At 71.7% G+C, this 26,572-nt stretch carries 25 protein-coding genes, 1 tRNA gene and 1 pseudogene; 16 read left to right on the forward strand and 11 right to left on the reverse strand.

All coding sequences use genetic code 11. The features are described 5' to 3' along the window. The first annotated feature begins 118 nt into the window (after window positions 1-118). On the forward strand, window positions 119-448 hold the full coding sequence (locus tag ACIODU_RS04095; protein WP_356419559.1) for a hypothetical protein: 330 nt from the start codon (window positions 119-121) through the stop codon (window positions 446-448). A 170-nt stretch (window positions 449-618) separates the two neighbouring features. Then, window positions 619-1,620: a DUF6745 domain-containing protein gene (locus ACIODU_RS04100; RefSeq protein ID WP_401763616.1), complete on the forward strand. Its 1,002-nt coding sequence runs from the start codon at window positions 619-621 to the stop codon at window positions 1,618-1,620. Window positions 1,621-1,643: 23 nt separating this feature from the next. On the opposite strand, the gene ACIODU_RS04105 is transcribed toward ACIODU_RS04100, so the two are convergent. Then, complete coding sequence (locus tag ACIODU_RS04105; RefSeq protein WP_401764896.1) at window positions 1,644-2,522, reverse strand: carbohydrate kinase family protein; 879 nt, start codon at window positions 2,520-2,522, stop codon at window positions 1,644-1,646. Between the two features lie 353 nt (window positions 2,523-2,875). Here ACIODU_RS04105 and ACIODU_RS04110 point away from each other — a divergent pair, with 353 nt between their 5' ends. Continuing rightward, a complete protein-coding gene (locus tag ACIODU_RS04110; RefSeq protein WP_401763619.1) occupies window positions 2,876-4,111 on the forward strand; it encodes an MBL fold metallo-hydrolase in 1,236 nt (411 codons plus the stop codon). A 58-nt stretch (window positions 4,112-4,169) separates the two neighbouring features. Here ACIODU_RS04110 and ACIODU_RS04115 read toward each other — a convergent pair whose 3' ends face one another. After that, the gene (locus ACIODU_RS04115; RefSeq protein WP_356419551.1) at window positions 4,170-4,952 is read right to left on the reverse strand and encodes a DeoR/GlpR family DNA-binding transcription regulator; all 783 of its coding nucleotides are present in this window, start codon (window positions 4,950-4,952) and stop codon (window positions 4,170-4,172) included. A gap of 88 nt (window positions 4,953-5,040) precedes the next feature. Between ACIODU_RS04115 and ACIODU_RS04120 the strand changes: the two genes are divergently transcribed. The 6 genes and pseudogenes from ACIODU_RS04120 (at window position 5,041) to ACIODU_RS04145 (ending at window position 10,372) form a co-directional block, all read left to right on the forward strand. Continuing rightward, entirely contained in the window at window positions 5,041-5,961 is a 921-nt protein-coding gene (locus tag ACIODU_RS04120; protein ID WP_401763621.1) for an SIS domain-containing protein, read from the forward strand. 236 nt (window positions 5,962-6,197) lie between these two features. Next, window positions 6,198-8,171: an ATP-binding protein gene (locus tag ACIODU_RS04125; RefSeq protein ID WP_401763624.1), complete on the forward strand. Its 1,974-nt coding sequence runs from the start codon at window positions 6,198-6,200 to the stop codon at window positions 8,169-8,171. Window positions 8,172-8,178: 7 nt separating this feature from the next. After that, window positions 8,179-8,619 carry a roadblock/LC7 domain-containing protein gene (locus ACIODU_RS04130; RefSeq protein WP_401763627.1) on the forward strand — a complete coding sequence of 147 codons (441 nt, stop codon included), beginning with the start codon at window positions 8,179-8,181 and terminating at the stop codon, window positions 8,617-8,619. A 2-nt stretch (window positions 8,620-8,621) separates the two neighbouring features. Further along, window positions 8,622-8,993: a DUF742 domain-containing protein gene (locus ACIODU_RS04135; RefSeq protein ID WP_356419541.1), complete on the forward strand. Its 372-nt coding sequence runs from the start codon at window positions 8,622-8,624 to the stop codon at window positions 8,991-8,993. Further along, window positions 8,971-9,588: pseudogene (locus tag ACIODU_RS04140) on the forward strand (GTP-binding protein); the annotation flags it as partial. The gene ACIODU_RS04135 and the pseudogene ACIODU_RS04140, both read left to right, overlap by 23 nt. 157 nt (window positions 9,589-9,745) lie before the next feature. Then, window positions 9,746-10,372: a GAF domain-containing protein gene (locus tag ACIODU_RS04145; RefSeq protein WP_401763630.1), complete on the forward strand. Its 627-nt coding sequence runs from the start codon at window positions 9,746-9,748 to the stop codon at window positions 10,370-10,372. A 16-nt stretch (window positions 10,373-10,388) separates the two neighbouring features. On the opposite strand, the gene ACIODU_RS04150 is transcribed toward ACIODU_RS04145, so the two are convergent. After that, window positions 10,389-11,498 (reverse strand): LacI family DNA-binding transcriptional regulator, encoded by a 1,110-nt coding sequence (locus ACIODU_RS04150; protein ID WP_401763633.1) that lies wholly within the window; start codon window positions 11,496-11,498, stop codon window positions 10,389-10,391. 232 nt (window positions 11,499-11,730) lie between these two features. Here ACIODU_RS04150 and ACIODU_RS04155 point away from each other — a divergent pair, with 232 nt between their 5' ends. The 5 genes from ACIODU_RS04155 (at window position 11,731) to ACIODU_RS04175 (ending at window position 15,799) form a co-directional block, all read left to right on the forward strand. Next, window positions 11,731-12,558, forward strand: a complete 828-nt coding sequence (locus ACIODU_RS04155) for an ABC transporter permease (protein ID WP_401763635.1) — start codon at window positions 11,731-11,733, stop codon at window positions 12,556-12,558. Window positions 12,559-12,671: 113 nt separating this feature from the next. Next, entirely contained in the window at window positions 12,672-13,697 is a 1,026-nt protein-coding gene (locus ACIODU_RS04160; RefSeq protein ID WP_401763637.1) for an ABC transporter substrate-binding protein, read from the forward strand. After that, complete coding sequence (locus tag ACIODU_RS04165; protein WP_401763640.1) at window positions 13,694-14,563, forward strand: ABC transporter ATP-binding protein; 870 nt, start codon at window positions 13,694-13,696, stop codon at window positions 14,561-14,563. The genes ACIODU_RS04160 and ACIODU_RS04165 overlap by 4 nt, the downstream gene beginning before the upstream one ends. A gap of 70 nt (window positions 14,564-14,633) precedes the next feature. Continuing rightward, complete coding sequence (locus ACIODU_RS04170) at window positions 14,634-15,218, forward strand: helix-turn-helix domain-containing protein (RefSeq protein ID WP_401763642.1); 585 nt, start codon at window positions 14,634-14,636, stop codon at window positions 15,216-15,218. Then, window positions 15,215-15,799, forward strand: a complete 585-nt coding sequence (locus tag ACIODU_RS04175; protein WP_401763645.1) for a GNAT family N-acetyltransferase — start codon at window positions 15,215-15,217, stop codon at window positions 15,797-15,799. The genes ACIODU_RS04170 and ACIODU_RS04175 overlap by 4 nt, the downstream gene beginning before the upstream one ends. Here the strand turns inward: ACIODU_RS04175 and ACIODU_RS04180 are convergent. The 3 genes from ACIODU_RS04180 to ACIODU_RS04190 form a co-directional block, all read right to left on the reverse strand. Beyond that, window positions 15,753-16,652 carry a sugar phosphate isomerase/epimerase family protein gene (locus ACIODU_RS04180; RefSeq protein WP_401763648.1) on the reverse strand — a complete coding sequence of 300 codons (900 nt, stop codon included), beginning with the start codon at window positions 16,650-16,652 and terminating at the stop codon, window positions 15,753-15,755. The genes ACIODU_RS04175 and ACIODU_RS04180 overlap by 47 nt on opposite strands. A 1-nt stretch (window position 16,653) precedes the next feature. Continuing rightward, window positions 16,654-20,127, reverse strand: coding sequence for a ThuA domain-containing protein (locus ACIODU_RS04185; RefSeq protein ID WP_401763650.1), 3,474 nt, complete (start codon window positions 20,125-20,127; stop codon window positions 16,654-16,656). A gap of 200 nt (window positions 20,128-20,327) precedes the next feature. Beyond that, window positions 20,328-21,185 (reverse strand): aldo/keto reductase, encoded by an 858-nt coding sequence (locus ACIODU_RS04190; RefSeq protein WP_401763652.1) that lies wholly within the window; start codon window positions 21,183-21,185, stop codon window positions 20,328-20,330. 125 nt (window positions 21,186-21,310) lie between these two features. Here ACIODU_RS04190 and ACIODU_RS04195 point away from each other — a divergent pair, with 125 nt between their 5' ends. Next, window positions 21,311-22,372: a LysR family transcriptional regulator gene (locus ACIODU_RS04195; protein ID WP_401763654.1), complete on the forward strand. Its 1,062-nt coding sequence runs from the start codon at window positions 21,311-21,313 to the stop codon at window positions 22,370-22,372. On the opposite strand, the gene ACIODU_RS04200 is transcribed toward ACIODU_RS04195, so the two are convergent. The 3 genes from ACIODU_RS04200 to ACIODU_RS04210 all read right to left on the reverse strand — a co-directional run bounded on the left by ACIODU_RS04200 (window position 22,341) and on the right by ACIODU_RS04210 (window position 24,748). Next, a complete protein-coding gene (locus tag ACIODU_RS04200; RefSeq protein WP_401763657.1) occupies window positions 22,341-22,856 on the reverse strand; it encodes a DUF664 domain-containing protein in 516 nt (171 codons plus the stop codon). The genes ACIODU_RS04195 and ACIODU_RS04200 overlap by 32 nt on opposite strands. A 207-nt stretch (window positions 22,857-23,063) precedes the next feature. Further along, window positions 23,064-23,963 carry a transketolase family protein gene (locus ACIODU_RS04205; RefSeq protein WP_401763659.1) on the reverse strand — a complete coding sequence of 300 codons (900 nt, stop codon included), beginning with the start codon at window positions 23,961-23,963 and terminating at the stop codon, window positions 23,064-23,066. 62 nt (window positions 23,964-24,025) lie between these two features. Then, complete coding sequence (locus tag ACIODU_RS04210) at window positions 24,026-24,748, reverse strand: transketolase (RefSeq protein ID WP_401763662.1); 723 nt, start codon at window positions 24,746-24,748, stop codon at window positions 24,026-24,028. Between the two features lie 135 nt (window positions 24,749-24,883). On the opposite strand from ACIODU_RS04210, the gene ACIODU_RS04215 reads away from it, so the two are divergent. Continuing rightward, a tRNA-Pro gene (locus ACIODU_RS04215) sits at window positions 24,884-24,957 on the forward strand. Here the strand turns inward: ACIODU_RS04215 and ACIODU_RS04220 are convergent. Continuing rightward, window positions 24,923-25,618 carry a tyrosine-type recombinase/integrase gene (locus ACIODU_RS04220; RefSeq protein ID WP_401763665.1) on the reverse strand — a complete coding sequence of 232 codons (696 nt, stop codon included), beginning with the start codon at window positions 25,616-25,618 and terminating at the stop codon, window positions 24,923-24,925. The genes ACIODU_RS04215 and ACIODU_RS04220 overlap by 35 nt on opposite strands. 84 nt (window positions 25,619-25,702) lie before the next feature. Further along, on the reverse strand, window positions 25,703-26,248 hold the full coding sequence (locus ACIODU_RS04225; protein ID WP_401763668.1) for a helix-turn-helix domain-containing protein: 546 nt from the start codon (window positions 26,246-26,248) through the stop codon (window positions 25,703-25,705). Window positions 26,249-26,572: the final 324 nt, after the last annotated feature.

Genomic DNA, 26,572 nt, shown 5'->3' on the forward strand with positions numbered 1-26,572 from the left:
CCCTCGCGGGGGCGGGCGGAGTGCGTGCCTCCGCCTTCGCCGGGGGCCGGTTGTCAGACCCTGCCTCTAGCGTCGTTCACAGGTCGGCGCACTCGGCGCCGCCGACGAGGGGAGAGCCATGTTCCGGCAGGGAGACGTGCTCATCATGCCCGTGGCGGAGGAGTCGGTGCCGTCGGGCGCCGCGGAGGCGGCGGGTGAACCGCGGGACGGGCGGGGCCGTTTGGTCCTGGCGCTCGGCGAGGTCACCGGCCACGCCCACGCCGTGACCGGCCGCGGCCGGCTGATCCGTGAACCGGGGTCGGCGGAGGGGCCGATGCTGCTCCATCTCCCGGAGGGCGGGCGGGTGGTGCACGAGGAACACGCGGCGATACCACTGCCGCGCGGCTGGTTCCGCGTGGTGCGCCAGCGGGAGTACCTGCCGGGATCGGTGCGGGTCGTCGCGGACTGAGCGTGGCGGGCCGCGGCCGTTCGGTGAGGCGGCGGGACAGCGGGGCCACGGGGCAGCGCGGACGTGGGACAGCAGGGACACGGGACAGCACGGGCTTACCAGGCACACGGGCATCCGGGCGCGTGGCGACCTGGTCGGACAGGGACAACAGGGGAGACGGGGCAGCGGACATGAATGACGTGGACACATGGCGGGGCGTCGCGGCGGCGACGGGCGCGGCGGACCGGCCGGCGGCCGAGCGGGGCGTACGGCTGGCGTACCGCACGGCGGGCCTGGCGGAGCCGGAGCGGATCATCTGGGTGGAGTCGCCCCTGGCCGGGGTGACGGCGGTCCGGTCGCTCGACGGCCACGGACGGTCCGTGCGGGACGCGGTGCGCACCGGCCCCTGGGCGGCCGAACGGCGGCGGATGCACGATGCGCTGGGTCCCGCCGGCTGGGCCGCGCACTGGAACACCACCGGCGCCCGGCTCTGGGACACCACGCGTGCGCTCGCCGAGCGGATAAGGACCGGCGTGGTGGACACCCTCGCCGGGAAGCCGGAGGAGGCGGAGGAGATCCGCCCGGCGCTGCTCGACGCCGTCCTCGGACAGCACGACGCCGCCTGGCTCGTCGCCTTCGACGGGTGCGGCGAGCGGCTCGAAGGGCTCGCCGAGGTGGCCAGGCACGCGGGCTGGTGGTGGCCGTACGAGAACGCCGTGGTGATCTCCGAACGCCCCGTCCACCTGCACCGGGACGAGGCGGGCCGGCTCGACCGCTCCGACGGCCCCGCCCTCGCCTACCCGGACGGCTTCGCCCTGTACGCCTGGCGGGGCATGCCCGTTCCGGCGGAATTCCTGGACGAGCTCGCGTCCCTGACGCCCGAGCGGATCCGCGGCGAGAGCAACGCCGAGCTGCGCCGCGTCATGTTGGAGCACTACGGCTACGACCGGTTCCTCGCGGACTCGGGGGCAGAGCCGGTGCACCGCGACGAGACGGGCATCCTGTGGCGCATAGCCCTCGCCGACGACGAGGACGTCGTGACGGTCGAGGTGGTCAACTCCACCCCCGAGCCCGACGGCACGAGCCGTACGTACTGGCTGCGTGTCCCACCCACCACCAGGACCGCCAAGGAGGGCGTCGCATGGACCTTCGGACTCTCGTCCGAGGCGTACGAACCGGTGCGGCAGACCTGAGCCGCCGCACCGGCGCGGCGCTGTCAGATCTTCGCCGCCAGCAGCTCGTCCAGTCCGATCAGGCCCGCGTCGCCCTGCCCCGTACAGGCGTAGGCACCCGCCACCGCGCCGAGCGCGGCGCAGGCTTCGAGGTCCCGGCCGGCCAGCCGGCCGTAGAGGAAACCGGAGAGGTACGCGTCCCCCGCACCGTTGGAGTCCACCACCGGCGCGGGCGGGGCGGTGGCCCGCACCGGACGCGGGGTCCGGCTGCCCTCCCGGGTCATCACGTACGAACCACCCGCACCGGCCGTCGCGACGACGGCCTCGGCCCGGCCCTCGCGCAGGATCTCCCGCATCACGGACGCTATGCGTTCGCGGGCTCCTGCGGCGCTGAGGAACACCAGGTCGGCGCGGAAGGCGAACTCCCGGTGGTAGTCGTCGAGTCCGTTCCAGTCCTGGAGGTCGGTCGACACCGGCACCCCCAGCGCCTCTATGTCGTCGAGGAGGAACCGGGTGAAGTGGGTGAGGGACAGGTGGACATGGCGGGCGCGCCGCAGGTGCGGCAGGTAGAAGTCACGCGGCATCCGGAGGTCGTCCGGGTCCCTGGCGTCGAAGAACGACATCCGGCGGCCCGTCTTGTCGACCAGATTGACCGCACGCCGGGTCCCCGCGGGCGACGGCAGTGTCGCGAAGTCCACGTCCCCGCCGGTGAGCCGGGCGCGGACCTGTTCGCCGGGCCAGTCGTCGCCGAGGAAGTCGAGGAACTTCACCCCGAGGCCGAGGGTCCGGCAGCCGAGCGCCACGTTGCCGCCGGTGTGCCCCGGCCACTCGTGGATCGGACCCACGCCGACGGAGTCGGCGAGCGGGACGGGAAGCGAGTTGACGCGGACGACGGTGTCCACACCGCCGCCCCCGATGACCAGCACGTCGAGCGGGGGCGGTTCGGACTGATCGGTCTGGTCGGTCTGGTCGGTCTGCTGCTGGGCCACCGTCTGCCTTTCCGGTTCCGGACGTCCGTTCGCGGTCACAGTACGGGCGTGGCGCCCGTGGTCGGGCCCCGGGGCGGCCCAGGTTCCGGGGCGGTCGGGCAGAGGGCGCGCGGGCTTGTCAAAGATACGATTTTGATTCCGGATCCGAGGCGTGCCGGGGAATCCCGGGGGCAGCGTGGACGTTGCATACGCGTGTCCGTGAGGGCGGGACGGCTTGTCCCGCCCGACCCGCACGGACGTACGGCCCCGGCCATAATGGGGGCGACACCGAACCTCCAGGAGGTGCTGTGACAGGCGCTGTTTCTCCCCCTTCGTTGCGCTCCCGACTGCGCTCGCTGCGACCCGCGGCCTTCGGGGCCGATTCGGCGGGGAAGCGGCTGGAGCGGATCCTCGCGTCACCCAATTTCGCCGACGGCGTCTTCCAGAACCCGGTGGGTGCCCGGATCAGGCCCTCCGGCGTCGGCAAGGAACTGGCGAAGACGTACCTGGAGAAGGAGTCGCGGGCCCTGCGGGCCCCGGCCGGCACCATCCCCGTGTATCCGACGACCCTCGCCGAGCTGGCGACGCCTCCGGCCTCCGGGCTGCGGGTCACCTGGATGGGCCATTCGAGCGTGCTCGCCGAGATCGACGGGCGGCGCGTGCTCTTCGACCCGGTCTGGGGCGACCGCTGCTCGCCCTTCGCGTTCGCGGGACCCAAGCGGCTGCACCCCGTGCCCGTACCGCTCGCGTCGCTCGGTCCGGTCGACGTCGTCGTGATCTCCCACGACCACTACGACCATCTCGATCTGCCCACGATCAAGGCGCTCGTCTCGACGGACACCGTCTTCGCCGTCCCGCTCGGCGTCGGCGCGCACCTGGAGAAGTGGGGTGTGCCCGCGTCGCGCCTGCGCGAGCTGGACTGGAACGAGACCACCGAGGTCGCCGGGATCAACCTGACCGCCACCCCCGCGCGGCACTTCTGCGGGCGGGGACTGCGGAACCAGCAGGTCACCCTGTGGGCGTCCTGGGTCGCGGCGGGGCCCGAGCACCGGGTCTACCACAGCGGCGACACGGGCTACTTCCCCGGCTTCAAGGACATCGGGACGGAACACGGCCCGTTCGACGCGACCATGATCCAGATCGGTGCGTACAGCGAGTACTGGCCGGACATCCACATGACCCCGGCCGAGGGCATGCAGGCCCACCTCGACCTTCAAGGCGGCCGACCGTCGGGCGTGATGCTGCCCATCCACTGGGGGACCTTCAACCTGGCCCCGCACCCGTGGTCCGAGCCCGGCGAGGGCACGATCACGGCGGCGGCGGAGGCGGGCGCGGACATCGCGCTGCCGCGACCGGGCGAGCCGTTCGAACCGGCTGGTGGGGCCGTACCGACCACCCCTTGGTGGCGGCCGGTGGCGGTGATACCGGCTGGGGGGTGGCCGGCGCCTGCTGGGTCTGTTGCGGCGGGGGGCGATGTTGAAGCTGGTGCCGGATTGACGGGGGCGGCTGGGGCCGCCGAAACTGCGTCTTCCGCCAAGGGGTGATCGCTGGGCTCGGTGGTCGGCCGGGGTCGGTGACGACTGAGCGGTCCGCGGGAGTCCGTTAGGCGTGGATCACCCTTGTTCCGTGTTCCTCGAACGGTGCGGTCAGGGGTTTTGCCTCTGTGCCGGTGATCAGGGTGTCTATTGCCTCTGGGGGGCAGATTCGGGCGAACGCTCGGGTGGTCAGCTTTGAGTGGTCCGCCACCACTGTGACGTTTTGTGCTCTTTCTGCCAGTAGTGCGTTGACCTGTGCCTCGCGTTCGTCGTGTGCGGTGGCTCCTGTGTGGGCGTCCAGGGCGTCCACGCCCAGGAAGACCAGGTCCAGGCTGATCTCGTGCAGGAGGTGGCGGGCCAGGGGGCCCACCAGTTCGTACGACTGCGGCAGTGCCACGCCGCCGGTCGTCACGATCTTGATGTGGGGGCGGACCGCCAGTTCGTGGGCGATGTTGAGTGCGTTGGTGACGATGGTGAGCGCCGGGTCGGCGGCGCTGCCCGTCAGGTCGCCGCGGGTGGCCAGCGTCCTCGCCACCTCTGATGTTGTCGTTCCGCCGTTGAGGCCCACCACCATGCCCCGGCTGACCAGTGCCGCGGCTGCTCGGGCGATGCGTTCCTTCTCGGAGGCGTGGCGTACCGCCCGGTAGCGCAGGGGGAGTTCGTACGACACCGAGTGCGCCACGGCTCCGCCCCGTGTGCGCGTCAGCAACTGCTGCTCGCCCAGGTGGTCCAGGTCGCGGCGGACCGTGGCCACGGACACGCCCAGCTCGGCGGCCACCGCCTCCACCTCCAGCTGATGCCGCTCGGCCAGGAGGTCGAGCAGCGCGGTGTGCCGTTCGTGCCGGTTCACTGCGTCCCCTTTGTCGCGTGACTGATGCTTGGTTTTGATCGAAATGCTCATCTAGCATGCAGGAACCATCATAGTGGGAGTGGAGACCATGAGTTTTGTCGAGACGGAACTGGCCGACCAGCCCGAATCCTGGGCCCGGGCGGCCGCGTTGGCCGGCGGCCTCAAGGAACAGCTGCCTGCCCCTGGGGAGCGCACGGCCGTTGTCGGTTGTGGGACCTCGTTCTTCATGGCGCGCGCGTACGCCGCACTTCGGGAGGGTGCCGGGCTCGGGGAGACCGATGCCTTCGCCGCGTCCGAGTTCCCGTCGGGTCGCCGGTACGACCGGATCGTCGCCCTGACCCGGTCCGGTACCACCACCGAGGTGCTGCGGCTGCTCGCGGACGTGCGCGGCTCCGCCCGTACCACCGCGATCACCGCGGATCCGCGGACGCCGGTCCGTACCGCCGCGGACGACCTCGTCGTTCTCGACTTCGCCGACGAACGGTCCGTCGTCCAGACGCGGTTCGCCACCACCGCCCTGACGCTGCTCCGTGCTCACCTCGGGTTGCACAGCGACTCTGTCGTCGCGGACGCGAGGACCGCTCTCGCCGAGCCGCTGCCTGAGGGTGTGGTGGGCTGCAACCAGTTCACGTTTCTCGGGCGGGGGTGGACCGTCGGCCTCGCGGAGGAGGGGGCGCTCAAGATGCGGGAGGCCGCCCTCGCGTGGACCGAGGCGTACCCGGCCATGGAGTACCGCCACGGGCCCATCAGCATCACCACCGGCGGCACGGCGACCTGGAGCCTCGGGCCGGCCCCCGACGGCCTCGCCGAGCAGGTCACGGCGACCGGCGGACTGTGGGTGGCGGGCCGGCTCGACCCGCTGGCCGAGCTGGTACGGATCCAGCGCCTCGCGCTCGCCCTGGCGGATCTGCGCGGTCTCGACCCGGACCGGCCGCGTCACCTGACCCGTTCGGTGATCCTGCCCTCGGAGCAGCCGGCGCCCCCTGTGCGGCCGACCCCGGGCGGGTAGAGCGGGACCGTACGTGGGGTGTGTGGCATTCGTGCTGGTGTGCGATGCCTCATACCGGAGCGGGATGCTCTGTGGGCAACTTCGTCAACTGTCCACCGCACCCGAACTCTTGGCGACTACCGTGAGTGCGCGGTGATCAACGGAGGGCTCCGGCGGCATGCGTGGGACCCGACGTCGGCGCCGCAGTCGACCACCAGCAACGCCGATTCCTGGGGCCCCACGTACCGAGGACACTGATGTCTCAACTTCGCGCACCCGCCGCGCGGCCGGACCGCCGCGAAGGCGGGCGGCACGGCCGGCCGGGCGCCCGTTCGCTGCCCTCCCCGGGCCGGCCGAACAGGCCCGCACCCCCGGACGCCCGTATACGTCCCCAACTCCTGCGCACCGCCGTTCTGCCCGCGATAGTCGCGGCGTTGAGCGGCGCGGCCGCCGTGGCCCTGGTCTTCAGGTCCACCGCGGCCGAGCCCACCCCCGCGGTCTGGGCGGCCCTGTTCGGCATGGCGCTGGTCGCCTTCGCCGCCGTCGCGGCGGCCGCCCTCGGCGCGGAGCGCACCGCGCGGTCGCTCATCGACCGCTGCAACGCCCTGCGCCGGTCCAGCGCGCGCGGACAGGCCGACCTGCGCGCCGTCGTGGAGCAGCTTCGGCGGGGCGAGCGCGTGCCCCCGCGCCGTACGCCACCGCCCCCCGTCGTCGGCGGGGACGAGTTCGACCTGCTCGCGGAGGAGCTGAGGCGGTCCCAGGAGACGGCCGTCACCACCGTCGTGCAGGCGTCCCGGCTCTCCAGCAGCGTCGGCAACGAGCAGAAGGTCGAGGTCTTCGTCAACCTCGCCCGCCGCCTCCAGTCCCTGGTCCACCGGGAGATCCAGCTCCTGGACGACCTGGAGAACGAGGTCGAGGACCCGGAGCTGCTGAAGGGGCTCTTCCACGTCGACCATCTGGCGACCCGGATCCGCCGGCACGCGGAGAACCTGGCCGTTCTCGGCGGCGCGATCTCGCGCAGGCAGTGGAGCAAGCCGGTCACGATGACCGAGGTGCTGCGGTCCGCGATCGCCGAGGTCGAGCAGTACCCCCGGATCAAACTGGTGCCGCCGATCGACGGCACGCTGCGCGGCCACGCCGTCGCCGACGTCATCCACCTGCTCGCCGAACTGGTCGAGAACGCGACCCTGTTCTCCGCCCCGCACACCCAAGTCCTGCTGCGCGTGCAGTATGTGACGGCCGGTCTGGCCATCGAGGTCGAGGACCGCGGGCTCGGGATGGCGTCCGACGAGCGGAAGAAGATGAACGGGCTGCTCGCCGACCCCGACCAGGTCAACGTCGCGCACCTGCTCCAGGACGGCCGCATCGGTCTGTTCGTCGTCTCCGCGCTGGCGCGCCGGCACGGCATCGCGGTGCGGTTGCAGTCCAACATCTACGGCGGCATCCAGGCGGTGCTCGTCCTGCCGCAGGCACTGCTGGGCGGGGAGCATCCGCCGGCTCCCGACGGGCGGGACGGGGCCGCGGCCCCGACGGGCGCCGGTCCGGGTGCGGGTGTGGTTCCGGGGATGGAGGCGCTTGGTACGGTCCCGCCCGCGCCCGCCGCTGCCGTACCCCCGCCCCCCGTGGTGGCGCCCTCACCCGTACCGCAGGCCCGGCAGCGGACGTACGAGGCACCGCCGCGCCCCTCGCACCGCGCGCCCGGGTCCGGCGCCCCCGCCCCGCTGCCCGTCCGTGGTGAGCGGCCCGACCGCCCCACGCCGGCCGCCGCGCGCCCCGGCGTCACGTACCCGAGGCAGCAGCCGGCCGACGGCGCCGCCCCCTCCGGGGCCAGGGTCCAGGCGCGCGTGCCGGCCTACCCGTCGTCCGAGCCCGCCGCCGACGGGACCCTCCCCTCCACCGCGAGCCGGCCCCAACTGCCCAGGCGCCGGGGGCAGGAGCACCTGGTCCCGCAGCTACGGGACCGGCCCGCCCCGGCACCCGCCGCCGAACCGGTCCTGCACGACCCCGGTCTCATGGCGGCCTTCCAGCGCGGCATCGACCTCGCCGAGGCCCAGCCCGCCGTCACCGGCCCCCGGGCGGAGGCGCCACCGGACCCGTCGCGGGATCCCGGGCCTGATCCGTTGTCCGACCCGCTGCCCGACCTCTTGTCGGCGCCTCTGCCGGACCCCTTGTCGGACCCGCTCCCGGAACAGCCGGAACCGCAGCGCCACGACACCACCTCCAAGGAGTAGATGCACCATGGCGAGCGATGTGCCGACCGGCCATGTCTCCGACCTCGACTGGCTGCTCAGCGGTCTGGTCCAGCGTGTCCCGTACACCCGCAGCGCGGTGCTGCTCTCCTCCGACGGCCTGGTGAGGTCCATGCACGGCATGGACGCCGACAGCGCGGACCACATGGCCGCCCTCGCCTCCGGGCTCTACTCGCTCGGCCGGAGCGCCGGGATCCGGTTCGGCGACGGCGGTGAGGTCCGCCAGGTCGTGGTCGAGCTCGACTCCACCCTGCTCTTCGTCTCGACGGCCGGCTCGGGCACCTGTCTCGCCGTGCTGGCCGGCCGGGAGGCCGACGCCGCCGTCCTCGGCTACGAGATGGCGATGCTGGTCAAGAGCGTACGGCCGTACCTGATCACCCCCCTGAGACAAGCGGCGGGTACGACCCCGAGTGCCACGGGGGGGCTGTGAGCGTGTCGGCCACGACGGACGGGCCCTGGCTGGACGAGGCAGCCGGCCGGCTCATCCGTCCGTACACCGTGAGCGGGGGCAGGACGCGGCCGACCACGGCCCTGGACCTGCTGACGCTGGTGATGTCCACGGGCTCGGTGCCGGACGCGCACCTGGGGCCCGAGCACGCGCAGGCCGTCGGTCTCTGCCAGAGACCGACCTCGGTGGCGGAGATCGCGGCGCATCTGCGGCTGCCCGCGACCGTCACCAAGGTGCTGCTCTCCGACCTGGTGGACTGCGGAGCGATCTCCGCGCGGCCACCGGACAGTTTCGACCATCCCACCGACGTTTCCCTGCTGGAGGCAGTGCTCGATGGCCTACGACGACAGCTCTGAATCCTTCAGCTCCGAATCCTTTCCCACCGCCCTCAAGATTCTGGTCGCGGGCGGGTTCGGGGTCGGCAAGACGACCTTCGTGGGCGCGGTGAGCGAGATCGCGCCGCTGAGCACGGAGGAATTACTCACGCAAGTCAGCGCGGCCACCGACGACTTGACGGGGGTCGAGGCCAAGACGTCCACGACGGTCGCCATGGACTTCGGGCGGCTGACCCTGGACGAGCGGCACGTGCTCTACCTCTTCGGTACGCCGGGTCAGGAGCGTTTCTGGTTCATGTGGGACGAGTTGTCGAGGGGCGCGCTCGGCGCGATCGTCATCGCGGACACGCGGCGGCTCGAATACTCGTTCTCCGCGGTCGACTTCTTCGAGCAGCGTGGCATCGGGTTCGTGGTCGCCGTCAACGAGTTCGACGGTTCGTACCGCTACCAACCGGAAGAGGTACGGGCGGCGATGGACCTCAGACCGGACGTGCCGATCGTGCTGTGCGACGCGCGGATCGCCAGCTCCGGGATCCAGACGCTGGTCACGCTCGTCCAGCATCTGCTCACGGCGACGACCGGGGCGAGTCCGGCGCCGGACGCGGGGGTGGGGCCGGGTGCGCGCTCCGGCCCGAGTCCGAGTCCGGGTGCCGCCGCGAGCCTGAGCCTCACCCCGATCCCGAAGCCGATCCCGATGTCGGCCCCGGACCCCGCCCCCGAGCACGCCGAATGACGCCGCGGCCCCCGATGTTCCCGAGCGACGGAGCACCCGCATGAGGTACGACCCGATCGCCCGCCTGCTGCTCACGCCCGTCGACCGGGAGGCGCCCGACCGCGTGCGGCGATTACGGCGGCTCGGGCTGGGCGAGCGGCCGGAGCCCGCCTTCGACGCCTTCACCCAGCAGTTGGCGCAGATGACGGGCGCTCCGTACGCGATGGTCAACTTCATCGACGAGAACCGGCAGTTCTTCGCGGGGCTGCACACCGCGCGGGGCACGGACGGCGACGGGGGCACGGACGGGGAGCGGGGGACCGGCGGTGTGCGGGGGACGGGCGGTGAGCGGTTCATGGCCCGCGACCACGGCTACTGCCCGTACGTCGTCGTCCGGCGCAAGGCGCTCGTCCTCGAAGACGTCCGCGACTTCCCCCGCTTCGCGGGCAACCCGCTGGTGGACGAGATCGGGATCCGCTCCTACCTCGGGGCCCCGCTCATCGACCGTACAGGCCTGGCCCTCGGCACGGTCTGTGTGGTCGACACCGAGCCGCGGCGCTGGGGGCGTACGGGCCTCGACACCATCAAGTCGTTCGCGGCGGAGCTGATGTCGCAGATCAGGCGCCGGGAGGACGGCCTGCTCCCGGGCCTCCCGGACCGCCGCGAGGTCCCTCGCGTACCGGAGTAGGGCCCCGCAGGGGCCCTCACGGTCCGGGGACGGCCGGGCGGGGCGGCGCGGTGCGGTCGGCCGGGCGGGGTGGCGCGGTGCTGCCCCGCAGGACCACGTCACCGCCCACCCGCAGGACCCGGGCCCGGGTCCCGCGCGGTTCGCGCAGGGCGAGCGAGATGACGTGCCGGCCCATCTCGGTGAGGGGCAGGGCGACGGTGGTGAGCGCGGGCGTCAACTCCCGTACGAGCGGGATGTCGTCGAAGCCCGCGAGCGAGAGGTCGTGCGGCACCCGCAGGCCCGCCTCGCGGAACGCGGCGAGCGCGCCCACCGCCATCACGTCGGTCACCGCGAAGACGCAGGTCGGGAGGGTGGGTCCGGCCAACAGCTCCCGGGCGGCGGCGTATCCGCCGTCCCGGGTGAACGCGCCGCGGACGACGGCGCCGGGACGCAGGGTGACCCCGGCCTCTGCCAGCCCCTCGCGGAACCCGGCCAGCCGGTCCGCGACCGTCGTGAGCGCGGGCGGTCCGCTCAGCACGCCGAACTCCCGGTGGCCCAGGGCCAGTAGGGCGCGGGCCAGAGCGGCCGCCCCGCCCCTGTTCTCCGGCAGTACGGCGTCGGCGCGCAGGCTCCGGTGCCGGCTGACGACCGCGACCCGGCCGCCCGCGCGGACGTACGGGGCGAGTTCGGCGTCCAGGGTCCGTTCCCAGGCGCGGTCCTCGAAGCCGGAGCCGATCAGCAGGATGGCGCGGGCCCGCTGCGCGCGGAGCATGGAGACGTACGCGATCTCCCTGGCCGGTTCCCGGAAGGTGCTGGCGAGCATCACCAGCACGTCCTGCTCGGCGGCGGCCCGCATCACGCCGCCGGCGATCGCGGCGAAGTAGGGGTCGCCGACGTCGTGGCAGATCACGCCGACGGTGTTGCCCGCGGCGCCGGCCAGCGCCTGGGCGTGGGCGTTGGGGATGTAGCCGAGGAGATCGGCCGCGGCCCGTACCCGCAGGCGCAGTTCCTCGCGGACGCGGGTGGTGCCGTTCAGGGCCCGGGACGCGGTCGCCAGGGAGACCCCGGCGCGGCGGGCGACGGCGTCGAGGGTGACATGGGCGTGCGCGGCGGGCGGTTCCGGTCTGCGTGCTTCCCGTTCACTCAACTCGACCCCCGGAATTTAGGGACGACCTATTGACCGTATGGACGGAGAGTCATTAGCGTGGCGATCACCGTACCAGAAAGCGCTTTCTGAAAGCGCTTAGCTCTTGTAACTGCCCGGATCACCCGAGGAGTTCACTGTGAGCCAGAGCCAGTCTCCCAGCGCGAGTCCGAGTCAGGTGCAGAGCGACGGCCGGGGTCGGTTTTCGAAGAGCGGATCCGGTGCGTCCGGCGGCGTGTCCGGTGTGTCGGCGCGCGACCGGCCGGGGGCGGGTGAGCGGCTGGCCCGGCTGGTGGACGCGGGCTGGCGGCCGGCCGTCCTGCTGGTCGCCTGTTTCGCGGCCTGGTGGATCGTCGCGGCGGCCGAGCTGGTGGAGCCGTACCTCGTCCCGTCACCGGGCGCCACCCTGGACGTCCTTACGGGCAAGACGAGTTACCTCTGGCAGCACACGTGGGTGACGACCTACGAGACCCTGCTCGGCTTTGTCATCGCCGTCGCGGTGGGCGTGCTCGCGGCGGTCGTGATGGTCTACTCGTCGACCGTCGAGAAGACGCTCTACCCGATCCTGCTCTTCGCCCAGGTCGTGCCGAAGATCGCGGTCGCGCCGCTGTTCGTGGTGTGGCTCGGCTTCGGCATCACACCGAAGATCCTGATCGCCGTGCTCATCGCGTTCTTCCCCGTGGTGATCTCGATGGTCACCGGGCTCAAGGCAGTTGACCCGGAGATGCTCCAACTCTCCGCGACCATGGGGGCGAAGCCGTGGCAGACCTTCGTGAAGATACGGTTCCCGGCGTCGCTGCCGCACCTGTTCTCCGGGCTCAAGGTCGCCGTGACCCTGGCCGTGACGGGGGCGGTGGTCGGTGAGTTCGTCGGGGCCAACGAGGGGCTCGGCTATGTGATCCTCCAGGCCAACGGGAACCTCGACACGCCGATGCTCTTCGCGGGGTTGCTGGTCATGTCACTCATCGGGGTGGTGCTCTTCGTCCTGGTCGAGATCGCCGAGAAGCTGTTGCTGCCCTGGCACGCCAGCCGCCGGGACGTGGGCGCGACCACGGCGTTCTGATCCGTACGGCGTACTGAACCGACCCGGTCCCGTACCCCCACCGTTGCATATCCCCTCTGCTTCTCCCACCGCGTACCGATCCGCCCGAACTCCGTCCAGTGAAGGGCCTCGCCATGCACGCGCGCAGACTCATGACCGGCCTCGTACCGCTGCTCCTGGTGGCGACCGTCACCGCCTGCGGCGACGACGGGCCGGCGACCACGACCAGTGACTCCGGCAAGAAGCTCGACAAGGTGACGCTGACGCTCAACTGGTACCCGTACGGCGAACACGCGCCGTTCTACTACGGGAAGCAGCAGAAGATCTTCGAGAAGCACGGCATCGATCTCACCATCCGGGCCGGCCAGGGCTCGCAGAAGACGGTCCAGGCGACCGGCGCGGGCCAGACGGACTTCGGCTGGGCGGACACACCGGCGCTGCTCAGCGGGGTCGACCAGGGCGTCAGAGTGAAGAGCCTGGGGGTGTTCCTCCAGACCACGCCGTCGTCCGTGCAGTACTTCGCGGACCAGAAGGTGAGCGCGCCGGCCGACCTCAAGGGCAAGACGATCGCGGGCACGGCGGGTGACGCGCTCAGCAAGACCTTCCCGATCTTCCTGGAGAAGAACGGTCTGGACGAGTCGGACGTCAAGATCCAGAACACCGATCCGGCGGGCAAGATCGCCGCCGTGATCTCGGGGAAGACGGACGCGCTGCTCGGGTACGCGAGCGACCAGGGGCCGACCATGCAGGACAAGGCGAAGAAGCCGGTGTCGTACCTCCGTTTCTCCGAACACGGCCTGAACTTCTACTCCAACGGCCTCATCGCGGGCCAGAAGATCCTCTCGGGGAGGAGCGAACTCGCCGGGCGGATGGTCAAAGCGGTGAGTGAGGCGTGGGCGGCGGCGGAGAAGGCGCCCGAGCCCGCGATCGCCGCGATGCACGGCGCGTCGGAGCAACTGCCGCCGCACATCGTCCTGTCGGAGCAGTTCAAGACGACTCTGACCCTGCTCCACACCGAGGCGACCGACGGCAGGGCGCCGGGCGTGAACACCGACGCCGACTGGCAGCAGACGATCGACGTCTTCGCCGAGGCCGGGCTGGTGAAGAGCCCGAAGGCGGTGGCGGAGTACTGGGACAGCGGCACGGCGCTGAAGGGATGACGATGGCCTCGGATGCGACGCTCCGGAAGACGGGTGCGACGGACGGGACGCGGGCGGGGGCGGGCGCGGGCTCGGGCTCGGGCGCGGCCGGTACGGCTCCGGCGGTGGGCCTGTCCGGCGTCTCCGTCCGCTTCCGTACGAAGAACCGCGACGTCACCGCCCTGCGCGACGTCTCGCTCGACGTGGCGGCGGGGGAGTTCGTCGCCCTGGTCGGCCCCTCGGGCTGCGGCAAGTCGACCCTGCTCAAGCTGGTCGCGGGTCTCCTCGACCCGTCCGCCGGGTCCGTACGGCTGCACGGCGAAGAGGTCCACGGCCCGCGCCCCGACATCGGGTACGTCTTCCAGCGGGCGGCGCTGCTGGAGTGGCGCAGCGCCCGGCGCAACATCCTGCTCCAGGCGGAGATGCGCCGGATGCCGGCCGCGGCGGCGCGCCGGCGGGCGGACGAACTCATCGAGATGACCGGGCTGACCGGCTTCGAGGACGCGTATCCGCACGAGTTGTCGGGCGGCATGCAGCAACGGGTCGCGCTGTGCCGGGCATTGCTGCACAAACCGCCCGTCCTGCTGATGGACGAGCCGTTCGGCGCGCTCGACGCGCTCACCCGGGAGCAGATGAACCGCGAACTGCACCGGATCTGGCACGAGACGGGCACCACCGTGCTGCTGGTGACCCACTCCATCTCGGAGGCGGTCTATCTCGCGGACCGGGTGGTGGTGATGAGCCCGCGGCCCGGCACGGTCACCGAGATCATCGACGTGGGCCTCCCGGCGGAACGCGACTACACGGAAACGCTGGGCCGAGACGAGTTCCGCGAAGCGGCGTCCCGGATCAGGGAGTTGCTGGGCGCGGCGTCCGCGGCGGACTGAACGGGCCCGGCGTCCGGCGCGCGCCTCTCAGGCGTCACCGGAATCCCGGATCTGGGATATCCTCCCGCATGTGAGAGAAGAGGGTGCCGGACCCGGGGCCGACCGGGTCGATGTGCTGCTTGCCGCGCGGCTGGCGGAGTTGCGGAACGAACAGGGCTGGTCGCTGGAGGAGTTGGCGCGGCGCAGTGGGGTCAGCCGCTCCACCCTGTCGCGGGCCGAGCGGCGCGAGATCAGTCCCACCGCCTCGCTGCTCGGACGGCTCTGCGCGGTGTACGGGCGTACGCTGTCGCAGCTCCTCAGCGAGGTCGAGACCGAGCCCGCCCACCTGGTGAGGGCCGGCGCCCAGACCGTGTGGACCGACGAGGCCTCCGGCTTCGTCCGCCGGTCGGTGTCGCCGCCGCAGGCGGGGCTGCGGGCCGAGGTGGTCGAGGGCACGCTGCGGCCGGGCGCGGACCTGTCGTACGACCGGCCGCCCGTGCCCGGCATGGAGCAGCACGTCTGGGTGCTCGACGGATCCGTCGAGATGACGGTGGACGGTACGGCGCACACCCTGCGCGCGGGCGACTGCCTGCGGACGCGGCTCTGGGGCCCGACCCGCTTCCGCTGCCTCGGGACGGAACCGGTCAGGTACGCCGTGGTGGTGGTCCTGCCGTGAGCACCGGCCCCGGCCCGGTCAGTGAAACCCTCGGCGCCGACGAACTCCTCGACCGTCTCGACACCCTCGCCGATCTCCTGGTCGACACCGTCGCGGGCGGCGCCTCCGTCGGCTTCCTGTACCCGCTGGACCGTACCGCCGCCCTCGCCTGGTGGCGGGCGCAGGCCGGTGCCGTCCGGGCGGGGGAGCTGGCCGTACGGATCTGCCGGGACGGCGAGCGTGTCCTCGGTACGGTCGCCGTGGCGTACGCCGACAAGCCCAACGCCCGCCACCGCGCCGAGATCCGCAAACTCATGGTCCACCGCGACGCACGCGGCCGCGGTCTCGGGCGCGCCCTGCTGGCCGACGCCGAGACGGCGGCGGCCGAGGCCGGGATCACCCTGCTGCTGCTCGACACCGAGACGGACAGCCCCGCCGAGACGCTGTACCGCTCGGCGGGGTGGACCGTGCTCGGTGTGGTCCCCGGCCACGCCGAGGACCCGGGCGGGACGCTCCGCCCGACCACCTTCTTCTACAAGGGACTTGGCGCCGTGCTCAGTACCGCAGCCGGGACAGGTACCGGTAGCTGTTCCGCGCGCTGACGAACGGGTCCGGCGGGGAGTCGTGCTCCACGAGCCACTGCTTCACACCACCGCTGCGCGCCGTGTCGAACATGGCCGGGAAGTCCAGCACCCCCGAACCGACGTCCTCGAAGCCGCCGTTGGGCGCCATGTCCTTCACGTGGAGCGCCGGGAAGCGGTTCCGGTGCTCCACGAACAGCCGGCCAGGATCGTCCCCGCCCTTCGCCGCCCAGTACAGGTCCAGCTCGAACCCGACCAGGTCGGGATCGGTCTCCCTGAGCAGGATGCCGTACAGGTTCTCGCCGTCGACCACCACGTGGTCGGCGTCGTGGTTGTGGAAGAGCACCTTGAGACCGGACTCCCTGGCGAGGAGCCCCGCCTTGTTCAACTGCCGTGCCGCTTCCCGGTATCCGGCCGGGGAGTGCAGCTCGGCGGGCAGGCTCGGCACCACGACCCAGCGCCCGCCGAGCGTGTGGACGTCCTCGATCGCCTGCGGCAGACCGCTGCCGGCGACCGTGCCGTACCCGACGTGTTCGAGGACCGCCCTGAGCCGGGTCTCGTCCAGCATCCGCCGGATGTCGGCCGCGCTGTACCCGTGCCTGCCGCTGACCCCGACCGTCGCGTAGCCGATCCGCGCCAGCTGCTCCAGGGTGCCCTTGAAGTCCGTCGCGAGGGGCGTGCGCATCGTGTAGAGGTGCATGCCGATCCCGGACGGCGGGATGCGCCGTGCGCACCGGCGGGAGGCGGAGGAGGGGGAGGACGCGGGGGCCGCCGAGGCCGTCCCCGTACCCGCCGCCGTGCCTGCCCCCAGGGTGGCCAGGCCCACCGCCGTACCCACCGCTCCGCCCAGGAAGGAGCGCCGTGTGCCGGTCATCTCAACTGTCCTCTCCGCCTGCGTCGATCCGGACCGCGCCTGTGGTGGTGTCGCCCTTGTCGTCCGTGACGGTCAGGTGCGCCGTGTACGGACCCGGCCGCGCGTACGCGTGGCGCGCGGTCGGCCCTTCCGTGCCCGTCGCCTTGGTGTTGTCGCCGAAGTCCCAGTGGTAGGAGGCGATCGTGCGTCCCGCCGCCGGGGCGACCGTGCTGCCGAGCTGAAGGGTCAGCGGGTCGGCGGCGCTCACGGGCGCCGCCGTCACGGTGACCTTCGTCGCCGGTTTGGCCTCCACCCCGGGGCCGTTGAAGTGCAGCCAGTCCACGGCGAACAGGTCCGCCTTCTCCGCCGACCACTCGGGGTTGACGAACACCGCGTACATCTTCACGGTGGTGCCCACCGGCCGGAGGTTGACGCTGGGCGACACGACGTTGCCCCAGCCGCCGGTGTTCGGGACGGTCACCGTGCCCATGAGCGGACCGGTCGGCGAGCCGTTGCGGAACTCGATCTTGCCGCCGATCCCGCCCGACGCCGCGCCCACCGTGACGGACGTGATGCCCTTGAGGCTGACCGGGGAGAACGCGATCCAGTCACCGTCCTCGATCTCGGTCAGCCGCTTGCCGCCCGACGCGTCCGCCCGGTCGCCCGTCACCGCACCGCCGTTGGCGCCGCCGGTCTCGGTACGGTGCTCCGCCTCGCGGAACGTCGTGCGCAGCGTCAGCGCGGACGAACCGGTCAGCGCGGGCACGTCACCGGCCCCGCGGTCCGTGTACGTGGCGGTGATGCCGTAGTAGAGGTTCTGGCCGGGGCCGTGGCTGTCCCCGGCGTCTGTCACGATCTCGCCCGCGCAGCCGGTGTAGTTGTCCAGCGGATGCAGATGGCTGTCGTGCCCGAGCTGCGACTGGACGACCACGCGGGAGCAGTCGATGGCTCCGTCCTCGCCGGTCTTCCCGTCCTCGCGGTCCTTGACCTTCACCGTGAACGGGATGGTGTCGCCGAAGCTGAACATCCCTCCGTCCGGGGGCTGTTGGACGGTCACCACCGGCCGGGTGTTGCCGACGGTGATGTCCTGGACGGAGTTCGCGGTGAGTCCGCCGGGTCCGGTGACCGTCAGCCGCGCGGTGAACTGCCCCTCGGTCCGGTAGACATGGGAGGGATTGGCCTGCGTCGAGTCGGTGGTGCCGTTCCCGTCGAAGTCCCACGCGTAGGTGGCCGGCAGGTCGCCGGGGACACCGGAACCCGCGCTGGAGAAGGTCACCTTCAAGGGGGCGACTCCGCTGTCAGGGGTCGCGGTGGCCTTGGCCGTGGGCAGCCGGTTGTCGCCGACGTGGTCGATGCGGTAGATGCCCGAGCCCTCGTTCGTGCCACCACGGCCCGTACCGCTGCCGAGCCCGAAGTCGATGACGTACAGCGCGCCGTCGGGGCCGAAGTCGGCGTCGAAGGGCTGGTTCCACTTCATATCGGCGAACACGCCGTTGATGGACTGGAGATCGCCCGCCTTCACCGGCGCGAAGCGCGGATCCTGGAACGTCTGGTCCTTCTCCTGGAACGAGAAGGTCTTGAACCAGGTCCTGGTCAGTTCGTAGGTGAACCACTTCCCCTCGAAGTACTCGGGGAACTTGGCCGGGTTGGGGTTCGCGGGGTCGTAGTCGTAGACGGGACCGCTCATCGGACCCGCGCCGCCCGTGCCCAGTTCGGGGAACTGCTGCGACGCGGAGTAGGCGTACCAGACCGTCGCGCGCTTGGCCGGCGGCAGGTCGCGCAGGCCGGTGTTGTACGGCGAGTCGTTCACGAGCCTGCCGCAGTCGAACTTCGCGCCCGACGTCCTGGTGGCGAAGTCGTAGTCGTTGAACGGGGTGTTGTTGCCCGTGCAGTACGGCCAGCCGTAGTTCCCCGGCTCGGTGATCCTGCTGTACTCGACGGTCCCCTCCGGACCGCGGTCGGCGACGGCCTCGCGCGCGTCGGGGCCGTAGTCGGCCACCATCAGCGCCCCGCTGCGCGGGTCGGTGGTGATCCGGAACGGGTTGCGCATGCCCATCGCGTAGACCTCGGGGCGCGTCTGCTCCGTACCGGGAGCGAAGAGATTGCCCTCCGGGACCGTGTACGTACCGTCGTCCTCGGGCGTGATCCGCAGGATCTTGCCGCGCAGGTCGTTCGTGTTGCCCGAGGTGCGCTGGGCGTCCCAGGCGCGGCGGCCCTCGCGCTCGTCGATCGGCGTGAAGCCGTCGGAGGCGAACGGATCGGTGTTGTCGCCGGTCGCGATGTACAGGTCACCGTTCTTGTCGAAGGCGATCGAGCCGGCCATGTGGGAGTTGGCCCGGCCCTCGTCGCGCTGGGTCGGGACGGTCAACAGCCGCTTCTCGGAGCCCGGTTCGACGGTGTTCCCCGTCACGGTGAAGCGCGACAGGTTGAGCTGTTTCTCGGTCTTGTCGGAGTTCAGCAGATAGAGCCAGTTGTTCGTCGCGAAGTCCGGGTCGAGCGCCAGGCCGAGGAGACCGTCGGACTGGCTCGTCATCTCCGGCGTGTACGCGAAGTCCAGGGCGGTCGAGACCTTCAGGGTCTTCTGGTCGATCACCTTGAGCTTGCCGGTGCGCTGGATGAAGAACACCCGGCCGTCCGGGGCGACGGCCAGCTCGAAGGGGTCGGCCAGATCCTCCGTGGCCAGCGCGGTCCGCTGGAACGAACTGGTCTTCGTGGCCGTGCAGTCGCCCGGCTTGTTGCCCGCCGCCCACTGGATGCCGCCGAGGAGGTGCTTGCGGAAGGCGTCCTCCCGGAAGGCGGACGCGTCATGGCCGCCCGCGGTGAACCAGGAGCGCCCGCCGTCGTAGTTCTGGCACCAGGACCAGGGGTGGTCGACGCCCTCGTCCAGACCGGTGATGCCGTCGTTCACCTTGATCTGGGCGAGCGTGTGGACCTTGCCGGTCGGATTGGTGCGCCAGTTGTACCACTCCTCCGTGCGCTCCCACAGCTCGGGAAGCCCCTGGGTGGAGGGGTGCGCCTGGTCGAGCACCTTGACGCGGCCGGTCTGGATCGCTGGGTGCTTGTCGAAGATCGCGCCGACCAGCCCCTCGTACCACCCCCAGTCGCGCTCGCTGGCGGAGGCGGCGTGCAGACCGACCCAGCCACCGCCCGCGCGGACGAATCCCTGGAGCGCGGCGCGCTGCGGGGCGTCGAGCAGATCCCCGCTCTCCGGGGTGGAGTTGGTGTTGTTGAAGACGATCGCCTGGAACCGGGCGAGGTTGGCCGTCGTGAAGGCGGTGGCGTCGGTGGTGGCCTCGACCTCGAAGCCGTTCTCGGTGCCCAGCTGCCTGACGGCCTCGACTCCGGCGGGGATCGAGTCGTGCGAGAAGTTGGTGACCTTGGAGAAGACCAGGACGCGGAACGGCGCCGCCTCGGCCTCGGGCGGCGAAGCCATCCCGAGGCCGAGGACGAGCGCCAGTAACGCGGTGATCACAAGAAAGGGCGGCGAGGTTCTCATGGGCGCTCCCGGGTGCTGGTGGGGCCGGCGGGTTAGAAAGCGCTTTCTGGAGTACGTCGCACAGCGTAGGTGGCGGTATTACAAGGGGTCAATGGGTCGGACGGGGCGGGGTGTGGCGCGGTCTTCACGGCGTGTTCGCCCGCCGGACGGGCTGGTCGAGTCCGTCCGGCGCACGCCCACCCCCACCGCGCCGTACCGCGTCACGCCGCGTCGAGCTCCGCCAACTCCTCGGCCGTCAGGGTCAGATCGGCGGCCTCGACCGAGTCGCGGACCGTCGCCGGGCGGCTGGAACCCGGAATCGGGATCACCGTGGGGGACTTGGCCAGGAGCCACGCCAGGCAGACCTGGTGCGCGCTCACGCCGTGCGCCTCGGCCACGCGGGCGAACGGGGCGAACTTGGACCCCAGTTCACCGGCCCGCGCGATGCCGCCGAACGGGCTCCACGGCAGGAACGCGATGCCCAGTTCCGCGCACAGCTCCAACTCCGGTTCGCTGGAGCGGAAGGCGGGCGAGAACTGGTTCTGTACGGAGACCAGCCGGCCGCCGAGGATGTCGTTGGCCTGCCGGATCATCTCCGGGTCCGCGTTGGAGATGCCGGCCTGCTGGATCTTGCCCGCGTCCAGCAGATCGCGGATCGCGCCGACCGACTCCGCGTACGGCACCTTGGGGTCGGGGCGGTGGAACTGGTACAGCCCGATCGCCTCCACCCCCAGCCGTCGCAGCGACGCGTCGCACGCCGCCCTGAGGTACTCGGGCGAGCCGTTCAGCGTCCACGAACCGTCCCCCGGGCGCAGGTGGCCGCCCTTGGTGGCGACGAGCACGTCGCCGCCCCGGTCGTGGGACGCGAGCGCCTTGGCGATCAGCGACTCGTTGTGCCCGACCTCGTCGGCGTGCAGGTGGTAGGCGTCGGCGGTGTCGATCAGCGTCACACCGGCGTCCAGCGCCGCGTGGACCGTGGCCACCGAACGGGTCTCGTCCGGCCGGCCCTCGATGGACATGGGCATACCGCCCAGACCGATCGCGCTGACGTCCACGGTCCCGATGCGGCGTGTCTTCATGGTGGGGGAGCCCTTCTGCTGCGGGGTCCCGCCGGTTCCGGCGGGACGTACACACCTTGGCAACCGTTCCACCGGCGCGTCCAACAGAAGAAAGCGAACACATTCAGCGCGTACGCTTCTGAATCGTGGAACTCAGGCATCTCGAATACTTCGTCGCCGTCGCGGAGGAACGTCACTTCACGCGCGCGGCCCACCGGCTCATGGTCTCCCAGTCGGGACTCTCCGCCTCCGTCAGGGCCCTGGAGCGCGAGCTGGGGGCTCCGCTGTTCGTCCGCAGCACCCGCCGCGTCGAGCTCACCGGCGAGGGGCGCGCCCTGCTGGTGGAGGCGCACCGCGCGCTCGCCAGCGTACGCGCGGGCAAGGAGGCGGTCGCGGCGGTCCAGGGCCTCCTGCGGGGCACGCTGGTGGTCGGCACCGAGCAGTGCGTCACCGGGGTGCACGTGCCGGGCCTGCTCGCCCGGTTCCGGTCCGAGCACCCGGATGTGGAGGTACGGCTCCGGCAGGCGGGCTCGGCCGCGCTGGTCGAGGACGTGGCGGAGGGGCGGCTCGACCTGGCGTTCGCCGCCCTGTCGGGACCCGCGCCCGACGGGGTGAGGCTCGTACCGCTGGCCAGTGAACCGATGGTGCTGCTCTGCCATCCCGGCCATCCCCTGGCGGGGGCGGCCGGGGTCCGGTGGGCGGACCTCGGCGGCGAGGTCTTTGTCGACTTCCACGAGGACTGGGGAGCCCGGGGCCTGAACGACCGCGCCTTCGCCGCCGCCGGTACGGCCCGGCGGGTCGCCCTGGAGGTCAACGACGTGCACAGCCTGATCGAGCTGGTCGGCCACGGACTCGGCATCGCGGTGGTGCCCCGGCCGATCGCCCGCAAGAAGGAGGCGGCCGTGCTGCGGACCGTCCCCCTGACAGGCGCGGAGGACCCCTTCTGGGAGGTCTCGGTGGTGCTCCCGGAGGACCGGCGGACGGGCCCGGCGGCGCGCGAACTGCTCTCGTACCTGCCGGACACGCCGCTGGGCGGGGCGTGCGAGACGGCTCCCGCGGCTCCCGCTCCCGCTCCTGCTCGCGCTGCCTCCGCTGCTGCCGTCCCGGCCGCCCGTACGGCTCCGCCGGTCCCCGCTTCCCGTACGACTCCGCCGGTCCCTGGCTCCCGTACCCCGCCTACCGTCGCCGCCCCAGCACCCCGTGGATGAAGGCCGCCTGCCCGGCGTGCTGGAGGTCGTCGGAGATGACGCTGACCAGCCGGACCCCCAGGGTGACGTGCGGGATCCACGCGTCGTCCACGACCCGGTCGAGATCGGAGACCTTGAGGGTGCCGAGGTACTCGACCGTCCGGTCGTGGACGGCGTCGTGGTAGCCGGTGAGCAGGTCCGCCGTGACGCCCGAGACCTTGGCGACGTCCTTGGGGGAGTGGCCGTACCCGGTCGACCCGTGGGAGAACGGCAGCTCGAACCGCCCGGCCCAGCCCTCCGACGTCCACACCTGGTCGGTCCCGGCCGCGTCCGAGACGTGGTCGTCCTGGATCCGGGTGAGGTGCCAGACGAGCCAGGCGATCGAGTTCGCCCCGTCGTCCAGTCGGGTGGCCAGCTCCTCCGCCGTGAGGTCCGCGACGGCGTCGTGCACCACCTCGCGGATACGGCCGAAGGCGTCGATGAGCAGGTCACCGCTGGCGTTCATGGCTGACTCCCTACCTGTGCCCGTCCGTGTGCCCGTGTTCCTGTGTTCCTGTTCCTGTGTTCCTGTGCCCGTACGCGTGCTCCCGTCGTCAGTGCTCCCGTCGGCGACGCCGGCAGGGCTCCCGTACAGGTTCCCCCGGCGGACCGGAAGACGCTCCCCGGCGTTCCGGGCGACGGGCCACGCCCGGGAGCACGTCCTGTCCCAGGCTCAATGCCCCAGGAACGCCGAGATCCGCTCGCGCAGGGACGCCGGGTCGAGGCCCTGGGCGGCCACATGCTCGTGGAGCTGCCCGTACCGCCGCAGCTCACGCCGCGCCACGCCCAGCCCGAGCACCCGGTGCGGGGCGTCGGCGAGGGCGTCGTTGGCGGCGGCCGTGGACGTCCCGGCGAGGTACGGCTCCACGATCACCACGTCCGCCGCGTGCCCGGCGGCCACGGCCCGGCGTACCGCCGCGCCGTCGAAGGGCCGCACGGTGGTCGCGTACAGCACGGTCGTGTCCAGCCCCTCCGTCGCCGCCAGTACGTTGTCCAGCATCGGCCCGACGGCGATCACCACCCCGCCGCGCCCCTCGCGCACGCTCCGGAACCCTGGCCCGGTGAGCGGCGTCGGCCGGGCGTTGCTCTGCTCGGAGAGCCGCACGTAGTCGCGGCCGTCCCCGGCGGCGGCGCGCCGGATCAGGGCCTCGGCCTCGTCGGGATGGCCGGGGACGTGGATGTGCCAGCCGTCGAGGGTGTCCATGAGCGCCACGTCGCCCGGTGACATGTGGGTGAGACCGCCGGCCGGCCAGTCGTACGAGCCCCCCGCGCTCACCAGCACTCCGCCCACGCCCTGGTGCCCGAAGTCCAGCTTCACCTGCTCGAAGGGCCGCTCGACCAGAAAGCTCGCGAAGGTGTGCACGACCGGCCGCAGCCCGGTGAGGGCGAGCCCGGCGCCCACCCCGATCAGCAGCTGCTCACGGATGCCGACGTTGATCACCCGGTCGGGATGGCGGCGCGCGGCCCCGGTGAAGCCGTCCCTGCTGATCTCGGCGAGGACGACCGCGAGGCGCGGGTCCTCGTCGAGCAGCCGGGAGGTGGTGGCGATGAACCGTTCCCGCATGGTGTCCATGGAATCAACTCCGGAAGTTCGTGGTGGGTCCGTGATTTCGGTACGGAGGGACTCGCCGACGCTCATGACTTGGGCTCGACCCGGGCCACGACCGCCAGGGGGATCCCCTCGTGCGGTGCGGTGAACGCCTCGTACAACGCCTCGTGGTCCCGGCCGTCGACCGTCCGCACGGACCAGCCGGCCGCCTCGAACCGCGCGGCGATCCCGCCGGGCCGGCTGTGGCTGGCGGAGGCGTTGTCGATCACCACGGTGTGGAGCTGCCCGAGCCCGGCGGGCCCGGCGAAGGCGACGGCCTCGTGGTTGCTGCCCTCGTCCAGCTCGGCGTCGCCGATCAGCACCCACACGCGGGGGTCGGTGAGGCCCTGCGCCCGCAGCCCGAGCGCGGTCCCCACGGCGAGCGGCAGCCCGTGCCCGAGCGAGCCGCTGCCGATCTCGACCCCGGGCAGGAGCGTCCCGTCGGGGTGGTGGCCGAGGGGCGAGTCGTACGAACCGAACCCGGGGAGCAGCTCCTCGTCGAGGAACCCCTTGGCGGCGAGGACGGCGTAGTACGCCATCGGCCCGTGCCCCTTCGAGAGGAGGAAGCGGTCGCGGTCATGTGCGCCGACGGTCGCGGGTGTCACCCGCAGGACCCGGTCGTAGAGCACCCAGAGCGTGTCGAGGGTGGAGGTCGCGGCGGGTCCGTGTTTCTCGTCACCGGTCATCAGGGCCAGCAGCCGGTCGAGATCCCGGTGGCCGGGGACGCGCGCCGGGGCGGTGCCCGACGTCCTGCTCGTTGTCGTGGTCATGGGTCCACGCTGCAACCTGAACCGAGCTTGAGGTCAAGGCCACCACGCCAGGAAAGCGGTTCGTGACCACCGCTTCAAGTGCGGTATTGTTCTCATGCGCGTTCGGCCAGGGGGAAACCCCAGGTCAGCGTGGTTCGGGACGTGGCGCAGCTTGGTAGCGCACTTGACTGGGGGTCAAGGGGTCGCAGGTTCAAATCCTGTCGTCCCGACTTGCTTTTCGGCAGGTCGCAGGCGGTATCGGAGAAATCCGATACCGCCTTTTCGCCGTTCTTGGGGATCAGCCGGGGGCCAGTACGCCTCCGCCGGGGTCCGGGGGCGGGTTGGACGGTGAGGGTGAGGGGGGGCGTGGATGGGATTGAGGTGGGCGGTGAGTGTGGTGTCGGCGTGGGTGATCTGGGACATGTCGGGGTGGAGGTAGCGCTGGGTGGTGAGGAGAGAGCCATGTCCGGCGATCCTGCGGAGGACGTGGGCGGGGACGTCGGCGTCGGCGAACCAGGTGAGGCCGGTGTGGCGGAGGTCGTGCCTGCGTAGGTGTTCGTGGCCGAGTGAGGTGACGACGTCGTCCCAGTGGGTGGCGTCACGGAGGACGGCGGTGGAGATGCGTCCGCCACGGGGGCCGGTGAAGAGGCGGGCATGGGGGTCGGGTCCGGCGGCGAGGATGCGTTCGGCGATGAGGGGGCGGGTTTCCGCTCGGAACACCCCCGCGGTGGCGGGGAGGACGGTGCCGGGCCGCGGGCGCGGTCGCCTCGACGTCGCGGCGCAGCAGCCCCGCCAGCGCGTACCGGACGGCCCGGGCCCCACCGGAACGAGCAGCCGGCGGCGGCGGTGCCGGCGGCGGTTGCCATCACTCCCGCCGCCGGCCCGCGGCATCGTGGCCGCTCCGTCGGGCCATCGCCTCCTCCAGCTCCAGGTCGGCCAGAGCCTGGGCGCGCTCGGTGCGAGAAGGTGCCTCTGTCACGACACGGAGAAGCCGCTGAGGTATCCGTCGCTGTCGGCGTTGCCTCGTGATGTCGTCCGGGCGATACGGCATAGCTGCGCGGGGGTGTGCCCGGAGAGGGTTCGGAAGTCCCGGCTCATATGTGCCTGGTCGTGGTAGCCGCTCACTGCCGCGAGTTCGGCCAGCGACCGGTATCGGTCGGGTGGCATGGTGAGGGCGTGCTGGAACCGGAGGATCCGGGAAAGGGTCTGGGGTGGGATTCCGGCGTAGTCGCGGAAGAGCGACTGGATGCGCCTTTGACCCAGCCGCGTGGTTCGGGTGAGTTCGGACAGGGTCGCCCTGCCGTGGCGGGCACGTAGCAGGTCCCATGCCTCAACGACTGAGGGCGGGGGCGGGGGACGGTAGGCACATTGTCTGGCGAAGATGTTGTTGAGCAGGGCCCAGCGCTCGCCCCAGTTCTGGGCCGTGGCGAGTTGTTCGGTGGTCCTGGTGGTCCAGCCTGTGCCCATGACCTCGTCTGGATGTACCAGCGTCTGGGCGAGGTGGTGCAGGGGTATACCCATGCACCGGTGGGCGCCAAGCGCAGTGAAATCGACTTCCACTGCCTGCCCGATGCCCCGGTAGCTGGCAAGGACGTGCGCGGTCTGCGGCCCCGCGATCATCGAAAGCCAATGGGCGGGCTCGCCCCTGCCGCCCGGACCTTGCGATATCTCCAAGGCGTCCCCCCATCCCAGGACCAGTGTGACCGTGGCCGAGGGAAGCGTGACCCTGGGCCGGCCGCGCCCGGGCAGCCGGTACCCGCGGTATCCGATCACCTGACCCCGTAACGCCGCCGACGCCCGACATCGGATGAAGATCTTTTGACTCCCGGTCTCGAACAACAGGAA

Origin of the sequence: Streptomyces sp. NPDC088261, assembly GCF_044740805.1 — a bacterium.
Classification (GTDB): domain Bacteria; phylum Actinomycetota; class Actinomycetes; order Streptomycetales; family Streptomycetaceae; genus Streptomyces.

What these genes read in the sequence shown, in the direction of transcription:
- ACIODU_RS04205 (WP_401763659.1), bottom strand. Translation starts at nt 23,963, where the DNA reads ATGGACACCATGCGGGAACGGTTCATCGCCACCACCTCCCGGCTGCTC.
- ACIODU_RS04220 (WP_401763665.1), bottom strand. Translation starts at nt 25,618, where the DNA reads ATGCCGCGGGCCGGCGGCGGGAGTGATGGCAACCGCCGCCGGCACCGC.
- ACIODU_RS04185 (WP_401763650.1), bottom strand. Translation starts at nt 20,127, where the DNA reads ATGAGAACCTCGCCGCCCTTTCTTGTGATCACCGCGTTACTGGCGCTC.
- ACIODU_RS04120 (WP_401763621.1), top strand. Translation starts at nt 5,041, where the DNA reads ATGAGTTTTGTCGAGACGGAACTGGCCGACCAGCCCGAATCCTGGGCC.
- ACIODU_RS04200 (WP_401763657.1), bottom strand. Translation starts at nt 22,856, where the DNA reads ATGAACGCCAGCGGTGACCTGCTCATCGACGCCTTCGGCCGTATCCGC.
- ACIODU_RS04100 (WP_401763616.1), top strand. Translation starts at nt 619, where the DNA reads ATGAATGACGTGGACACATGGCGGGGCGTCGCGGCGGCGACGGGCGCG.
- ACIODU_RS04190 (WP_401763652.1), bottom strand. Translation starts at nt 21,185, where the DNA reads ATGAAGACACGCCGCATCGGGACCGTGGACGTCAGCGCGATCGGTCTG.
- ACIODU_RS04130 (WP_401763627.1), top strand. Translation starts at nt 8,179, where the DNA reads ATGGCGAGCGATGTGCCGACCGGCCATGTCTCCGACCTCGACTGGCTG.
- ACIODU_RS04210 (WP_401763662.1), bottom strand. Translation starts at nt 24,748, where the DNA reads ATGACCACGACAACGAGCAGGACGTCGGGCACCGCCCCGGCGCGCGTC.
- ACIODU_RS04125 (WP_401763624.1), top strand. Translation starts at nt 6,198, where the DNA reads ATGTCTCAACTTCGCGCACCCGCCGCGCGGCCGGACCGCCGCGAAGGC.
- ACIODU_RS04160 (WP_401763637.1), top strand. Translation starts at nt 12,672, where the DNA reads ATGCACGCGCGCAGACTCATGACCGGCCTCGTACCGCTGCTCCTGGTG.
- ACIODU_RS04165 (WP_401763640.1), top strand. Translation starts at nt 13,694, where the DNA reads ATGACGATGGCCTCGGATGCGACGCTCCGGAAGACGGGTGCGACGGAC.
- ACIODU_RS04095 (WP_356419559.1), top strand. Translation starts at nt 119, where the DNA reads ATGTTCCGGCAGGGAGACGTGCTCATCATGCCCGTGGCGGAGGAGTCG.
- ACIODU_RS04225 (WP_401763668.1), bottom strand. Translation starts at nt 26,248, where the DNA reads ATGGGTATACCCCTGCACCACCTCGCCCAGACGCTGGTACATCCAGAC.
- ACIODU_RS04180 (WP_401763648.1), bottom strand. Translation starts at nt 16,652, where the DNA reads ATGACCGGCACACGGCGCTCCTTCCTGGGCGGAGCGGTGGGTACGGCG.
- ACIODU_RS04145 (WP_401763630.1), top strand. Translation starts at nt 9,746, where the DNA reads ATGAGGTACGACCCGATCGCCCGCCTGCTGCTCACGCCCGTCGACCGG.